General features: G+C 71.0%; 1 protein-coding gene. It reads right to left on the bottom strand.

Annotated elements, in window-relative coordinates; all coding sequences use genetic code 11:
* Positions 1–242 precede the first annotated feature (242 nt).
* Positions 243–1,187 (bottom strand): type I pantothenate kinase, encoded by a 945-nt coding sequence (gene coaA / locus BIV01_RS13875; protein WP_071295218.1) that lies wholly within the window; start codon positions 1,185–1,187, stop codon positions 243–245.
* Positions 1,188–1,291 lie beyond the last annotated feature (104 nt).

Here is a 1,291-nt window from a genome sequence, read left to right as displayed (position 1 = left end):
GCGTGGTTCCGACGGACTTTGCTTGTGCGGCGGCGGCTCGAGCCGCCCCGCGGCGGCGGCGCGCGGCGCCGGCCGCACCGGCCGCACCGGCCGAGCCGCGTCGAACCACGGATGCGACATCGCACCAGCCCCCTCGCCCGGTTCCACGTCGGATTCGTGGTTCGGTGCAGCGGCCCGCCGCCGGCGGCGCCCCGCGCCCCGCGGCGCCCCGCGCCGCTCGCGGCCCCGCGGCGCCCCGCGCGTCAGATCTTGCGGAGCAACACCGACGACACCTTGTGGTCCGCCGCCTTCTTCAACACGAGGGTCGCCCGGGAGCGCGTCGGCAACACGTTCTCGATGAGGTTCGGCTCGTTGATCGCCCGCCACACCTCGGTCGCCGTCTGCACGGCATCCGACCGGGAGAGCGAGGCGAACCGGTGGAAGAACGAGTCCGGGCTCGCGAAGGCCTCTTCCTGCAGCGCGAGGAACCGGTCGACGTACCAGGCCTCGATGTCCTTCGTCTTCGCGTCGACGTAGATCGTGAAGTCGAAGAGGTCGGACAGTGCCAGCCGCCCGTGCACCGGCGGCGCGAGCACGTTCAGGCCCTCGACGATGAGGATGTCCGGCTGTCGTACCACGATCTCGGCGTCCGGCACGATGTCGTACACGAGGTGCGAGTAGTACGGCGCTCGGACCTCGGTCGCGCCGCTCTTCACCTGGCTCACGAAGCGCAGCAGGGCCCGGCGGTCGTAGGACTCCGGGAAGCCCTTGCGGTCCATGATCCCGCGCCGCTCGAGCTCGGCGTTGGAGTAGAGGAACCCGTCGGTGGTCACGAGCTCCACGCGCGGGGTGTCCGGCCAGCGCTTCGTCAGCTCGCGGAGCAGTCGTGCGACGGTCGACTTGCCGACGGCGACCGACCCGGCGACACCGATCACGAACGGCGTCCGCCCGGCTCGGTCACCCAGGAAGGCCGACGTCGACGCGTGCAGGTTCCGTGCGCCCGCCGCGTAGAGCGTCAGCAGGCGGGACAGCGGCAGGTAGACCTCCTGCACCTCCTGCATGTCGAGGCGGTCACCGAGACCGCGCAGCTGCACGATCTCGGTCTCGGTGAGGGACAGGTGCTCCTTCGGAGCGAGCTGCGACCACTCGCCACGCGGGATCTCCACGAAGGGGGTCGGGTGCGCGACGGTGGTCTCCGGGATCGGCATGGGAACGAGCGTACAGACGGGAGGCGCGGATCACGTGAGCCGACCAGCTCGCGTGATCCGCGCCTCCCGTCCGACGTCAACGTCCGGTGAAGGTGTGGGTGATG

The organism is Curtobacterium sp. MCBA15_013 (assembly GCF_001865095.1).
In the GTDB taxonomy this organism is placed as follows: Bacteria; Actinomycetota; Actinomycetes; order Actinomycetales; family Microbacteriaceae; genus Curtobacterium.
The sequence above is the reverse complement of the archived record's forward strand: the minus strand, read 5'-3'. Positions and strand labels throughout refer to the sequence as shown.

Coding starts and splice junctions, on each gene's coding strand:
- coaA (WP_071295218.1), bottom strand. CDS start 1,187: ATGCCGATCCCGGAGACCACCGTCGCGCACCCGACCCCCTTCGTGGAG.